This window comes from Rhizobacter sp. P3_B12 (assembly GCF_056402895.1).
On the sequence record NZ_JBFUGN010000438.1, the window covers coordinates 1 to 4,939 of the forward strand.

Sequence of the window (4,939 nt, forward strand, 5' to 3'; positions counted from 1 at the left end):
CCCGGTGCGCGCGCCGACCGTGCCGCGCAAGCGACCGGGGCCGATGCACCGGCGGCGAAGCTGCTGGCCGAGGCGGCCGAGAAAATCACGTCGTTCCGCGAGGTCGCGGCCCAGGTGCACGGCGCATCGGATGGCGCGCGCACCGATGCCGCGCCGGCCAGCGCTGCGCTGCTGGCCGCTGGCCTGGCTGCCACGGCGCCGAGCGCGCCGGCGGAAGCCCCGACGGTCGTCCACCTGCCGACCCCGGTGGATGCGCCGGAATTCACGCAATCGCTGGGCGTGCAGGTCAGCGTGCTGGCCGCCGACGGCGTGCAGCAGGCCGAATTGCACCTGAACCCGGCCGAGATGGGGCCGATCTCGGTGCAGATCGCGATCGACGGCAGCCAGGCGCAGGTCGATTTCGGCGCCGACATGGCCAGCACCCGCCAGCTCATCGAGAGCGGGCTGCCGGAGCTGGCGTCCGCGCTGCGCGATGCCGGCTTCACGCTGACCGGCGGCGGCGTCTCGCAGCAGGCCCGCCAGGGCTCGCCGGACGGCGGCCAGGGCCGCGGCGAGGGCGGTTCGCGCTCGCGCAGCATCGGCGGCGTCGAGGCGGCGGAAGCGGCCGCCCCGCGCCGCAGCACCGCCCGCGTCTCGGCCGGTGGGCTCGATCTCTACGCGTAGCCCGGATGCCAATCCGGGTCGGCCGTGCCATGCGTTCCCGGATTGCCATCCGGGCTACGAACGACCGAACGGCCTCCTTTTCCCCCGCTTTTCGCGCTTTAGGATTTCCGCCCGTTTTCCATAATTTCCCCATTGCAACCCGTGAGTGCGGCGCCGTCGTGGCGCTGCCGAACGGGCTCCAACGAGGGAAATGTCCATGTCCACTGCCGTCGCCGACGCTCCTGCCGGTRCAGCCCCGAAGGGCAAGAAGAAGCTGATCATCATCGTGGCCGCCGTGCTCGCGCTGGTGCTGGGCGGTGGCGGCGCCGTCGTGGTGATGAAGAAGAAGGCCGCCGCGGCCGCCGCGGCCGCCGAGGAAGAAGACGGCGACGACGCCGGTGCCGCCGCGCCCGAGAAGCATGCCAAGGACGAGCACAAGACGGTCCCGACCTTCGTGCCGCTCGAGGTGTTCGTCGTCAACCTGGCCGACAAGGATGCCGAGCGCTTCGCGCAGATCGGCGTCACGCTCGAGGTCGACGACCCGAAGTTCGCCGAGCAGCTGAAGGTCTACATGCCGGCGATCCGCAGCGGCATCCTGATGGTGATGTCGCACAAGACCTCGCAGCAGCTGCTGGACGGCGACGGCAAGATCCAGCTCGCCAGGGACGTGATGCGCGAAGCGGTGCTGCCGCTGGGCATCGAGGTCGACGCCGACGACGCGGACGACGACGCGTCCAAGGGCAAGAAGGGCAAGAAGAAGCGCAAGGCCGCGGTGCACAACCCGGTCACGCACGTGCACTACTCCACCTTCATCATCCAGTGACGCCGCATCCGCTCGTCACCACCAGGCCCACCCCATGAACCAGCAGATCCTCTCGCAAGACGAAGTCGATGCGCTGTTGCAGGGCATCACCGGGGAAAGCCAGAAGCTGGAAGAGGAAGAGGTCCAGCACGGCAGCATCCGCAATTACGACATTGCCAGCCAGGAGCGGATCGTCCGTGGGCGCATGCCCACGATGGAGATCATCAACGAGCGCTTCGCGCGCAACATCCGCATCGGGCTGTTCAACTTCATCCGCAAGAGCCCGGAGATCTCGATCGGCGGCATCAAGGTGCAGAAGTACAGCGCCTTCCTGCGCGAGATCGTGGTGCCGACCAACTTCAACATCGTCTCGGTGCGCCCGCTGCGCGGCAGCGGCCTGGTGGTGTGCGACCCGACGCTGGTGTTCGCGGTGATCGATTCGCTGTTCGGCGGCGCGGGCAAGTTCCACACCCGCATCGAGGGCCGCGATTTCTCGCCGACCGAGCAGCGCATCATCACGCGCCTGGTCGACGTGGTGACCGAGGAATACAAGAAGGCCTGGCACGGCATCTACCCGCTCGAGCTGGAATACCAGCGCTCGGAGATGCAGCCGCAGTTCGCCAACATCGCGACGCCGAGCGAGATCGTCGTGGCCACCAGCTTCACGCTGGAGATCGGCGACACCACCGGCACCATCCATTTCTGCATCCCGTACTCGACGCTGGAGCCGATCCGCGACGTGCTGTATTCGACCATCCAGGGCGACAGCAACGAGCCGGACAAGCGCTGGGTCAACCTGCTGAAGCAGCAGATCCAGTCGGCCGAGGTCGAGCTGGTGGCCGAGCTCGCGCAGGCCCCGGCCACCGTGGAGCAACTGCTGTCGTTCAAGCCCGGCGATTTCATCGAGCTCGACCTGCAGGCCGGCATCCAGGCCAAGGTGTCGGGCGTGCCGGTGTTCGACTGCCACTACGGAACCTCCAACGGCAAGTACGCCTTGAAGATCGATCAACTGTTGACCGGCTCGTCGATGAGCTGGTTGGGGGAAAACAATGTCAGCTGACAACGCAGCGCCGTCCGAAGAGGACGCGATGGCCGCCGAGTGGGCCGCCGCACTCGCCGAGACCAAGCCCGAGACCGCCTCCGAGGTGCAGAACGCGGCCGAGCAGGTGTCGCCGGTGGCGTTCACGAACTTCGCGTCGGGCGCGGGGCCGTCGGCGCCGAACGACATCAACATGATCCTGGACATCCCGGTGCAGCTCACCGTGGAGCTGGGGCGCACGCGGATCCCGATCAAGCACATCCTGCAGCTGGCGCAGGGCTCGGTGGTCGAGCTCGACGCACTGGCCGGCGAGCCGATGGACGTGCTGGTCAACGGCTACCTGATCGCGCAGGGCGAGGTGGTGGTGGTGAACGACAAGTTCGGCATCCGGCTGACCGACATCGTGACGCCCAGCGAGCGCATGCGCCGCCTGAGCAAGGGTGCCTGAGCGATGTCGCCTGCGATCACGTCGTTCATGTGGTTCGTCGCGATCATCGCGATGATCCCGGTGGCCCTGTGGCTGCTCAAGCGCACACCGATGGGCGGTGCCGGCGGGCTGGGGGTGATGCGCAGCGTGGCTGCGCTGCCGCTGTCGTCGAACCAGCGCCTGGTCACCGTCGAGGTGGGGCAGGGCGAGCAGCGGCGCTGGCTGGTGCTGGGCGTCACGCCGCAGAGCATCACCGTGCTGCACAACATGGCGCCGCAGGCCGAAGCGGCACCGCCGCAGATGCCGGCCGTGCATCCCGCTTTCGCGCAGATTCTTTCTCGCCTGCGCCGTGACCAGGGGTCGACCGGTGAACGCTGATCGTTTCTTTTCTTTGGCCCTCGTGCGCCGCATCGGCACGATCGCTGCCTTGACGGTGTTGTCGGCCGTTCCTGCAGCGGCTTTAGCGCAGGCTGCGCCGGGCGGTGGTGCCGCGCTGCCGCTGCTGGTGGGGCAGGGGGCGGGCGGTACCAGCTACTCGGTGCCGATCCAGACGCTGCTGTTCTTCACCGCGCTGTCGTTCCTGCCGGCGGTGCTGCTGATGATGACGGGCTTCACCCGCATCGTGATCGTGCTGAGCCTGCTGCGCCAGGCGATGGGCACGCAATCGGCGCCGCCGAACCAGGTGATCGTCGGGCTGAGCCTGTTCCTGACCTTCTTCGTGATGAGCCCGACGCTGGACAAGGTCTACGCCGATGCCTACCAGCCGTATTCGGAGAACAAGATCGCCTTCGACGAGGCGCTGAAGCGCGGCGAGGTGCCGATGCGCGCCTTCATGCTGAAGCAGACGCGCCAGGCCGACCTGATGCTGTTCTCGAAGCTCGCGAAGGTGGATGCCGCGGTGAAGGCCGCCGACGTGCCGTTCAAGGTGCTGGTGCCGGCCTTCGTGACGAGCGAGTTGAAGAGCGCGTTCCAGATCGGCTTCCTGATCTTCATCCCGTTCCTGGTGATCGACATGATCGTCGCGAGCGTGCTGATGAGCCTGGGGATGATGATGCTGAGCCCGGTGCTGGTGGCGCTGCCGTTCAAGCTGATGCTGTTCGTGCTGGCCGATGGCTGGAACCTGTTGCTGGGCTCGCTGGCCGCCAGCTTCTCGACCTGAACTCACTGAAGAGATTCCGATGGATTCCCAACAAGTCTTCACGCTGGGCCAGCAGGGCCTGTACCTGCTGCTGATGGTGTCGGCGCCGGTGCTGCTGGTGGTGCTGGGCGTGGGCCTGCTGGTCAGCATCTTCCAGGCGGCCACGCAGATCCACGAGCAGACGCTGTCGTTCGTGCCGAAGATCGTCGCGGCGGTGGCGGTGCTGATGTTCGCCGGGCCGTGGATGCTGACCACGCTGGTCGAGTACGTGCAGCGCACGCTGACCGCGATCCCGACGGTGGTGGGCTGACGCCACAAGCCGTTCGCCCTGGGCAATCATGCTCACCTTCACCGACGCCCAACTCGCCGCCTGGCTGACCCCGCTGCTGTGGCCGTTCATCCGCGTGCTGGCGCTGTTCAGCAGCGCGCCGCTGCTGTCGCAGAAGAACGTGCCGGTGCGGGTGCGGGTCGGCCTGGCGTTCCTGATCACGATCAGCGCGCAGGCCTCGCTGCCGGCGATGCCGGTGATCCCGCTCGATTCGCCGATGCTCTACGCGGTGGTGCTGCAGCAGGTGCTGATCGGCATCACGCTGGGCTTCTCGGCGCGCATCGTGTTCGCCGCGATCGAGTTCGCCGGCGAGCTGGTCGGGTTGCAGATGGGGCTGAACTTCGCCGGCTTCTTCGACCCGATGAGCGGTGCCGAGGGCAACGCGGTGGGCCGCTTCTTCGGCATCATCGTCGGCTGGCTGTTCATCATCATCAACGGCCACCTGCTGATGATCGCGGCGATGGTGCAGAGCTTCCAGGCCTTTCCTGTCAGCGCCGAGCCGTTCAGCTTCCTGCGGGTGCTGCAGCCGCAGTTGTGGGGTGCCGAGGTCTTCAAGCTCGGGC

At 67.2% G+C, this 4,939-nt stretch carries 8 protein-coding genes; all 8 read left to right on the forward strand.

The window, feature by feature from the left end; translation table 11 throughout:
• The coding region (locus AC1D01_RS20600; RefSeq protein WP_477869559.1) for a flagellar hook-length control protein FliK at positions 1-663 on the forward strand (663 nt) is incomplete at its 5' end.
• Between the two features lie 196 nt (positions 664-859).
• Entirely contained in the window at positions 860-1,465 is a 606-nt protein-coding gene (locus AC1D01_RS20605; protein WP_477869561.1) for a flagellar basal body-associated FliL family protein, read from the forward strand.
• Between the two features lie 34 nt (positions 1,466-1,499).
• Complete coding sequence (fliM, locus tag AC1D01_RS20610; RefSeq protein WP_047500482.1) at positions 1,500-2,504, forward strand: flagellar motor switch protein FliM; 1,005 nt, start codon at positions 1,500-1,502, stop codon at positions 2,502-2,504.
• A gap of 28 nt (positions 2,505-2,532) precedes the next feature.
• A complete protein-coding gene (gene fliN, locus AC1D01_RS20615) occupies positions 2,533-2,931 on the forward strand; it encodes a flagellar motor switch protein FliN (protein ID WP_369820469.1) in 399 nt (132 codons plus the stop codon).
• 3 nt (positions 2,932-2,934) lie between these two features.
• Positions 2,935-3,288, forward strand: coding sequence for a FliO/MopB family protein (locus tag AC1D01_RS20620; RefSeq protein WP_477869563.1), 354 nt, complete (start codon positions 2,935-2,937; stop codon positions 3,286-3,288).
• A gap of 22 nt (positions 3,289-3,310) precedes the next feature.
• The gene (gene fliP, locus AC1D01_RS20625) at positions 3,311-4,069 is read left to right on the forward strand and encodes a flagellar type III secretion system pore protein FliP (protein WP_477869569.1); all 759 of its coding nucleotides are present in this window, start codon (positions 3,311-3,313) and stop codon (positions 4,067-4,069) included.
• A gap of 19 nt (positions 4,070-4,088) precedes the next feature.
• Entirely contained in the window at positions 4,089-4,358 is a 270-nt protein-coding gene (gene fliQ, locus AC1D01_RS20630) for a flagellar biosynthesis protein FliQ (RefSeq protein WP_477869565.1), read from the forward strand.
• Positions 4,359-4,386: 28 nt separating this feature from the next.
• Positions 4,387-4,939: flagellar biosynthetic protein FliR (locus tag AC1D01_RS20635; RefSeq protein WP_477869567.1), on the forward strand; the 553-nt coding region annotated here is incomplete at its 3' end.

Excerpts from the sequence above, each read along its gene's own strand:
- fliM (WP_047500482.1), top strand. The coding sequence starts at position 1,500 with ATGAACCAGCAGATCCTCTCGCAAGACGAAGTCGATGCGCTGTTGCAG.
- fliN (WP_369820469.1), top strand. The coding sequence starts at position 2,533 with ATGGCCGCCGAGTGGGCCGCCGCACTCGCCGAGACCAAGCCCGAGACC.
- AC1D01_RS20620 (WP_477869563.1), top strand. The coding sequence starts at position 2,935 with ATGTCGCCTGCGATCACGTCGTTCATGTGGTTCGTCGCGATCATCGCG.
- fliQ (WP_477869565.1), top strand. The coding sequence starts at position 4,089 with ATGGATTCCCAACAAGTCTTCACGCTGGGCCAGCAGGGCCTGTACCTG.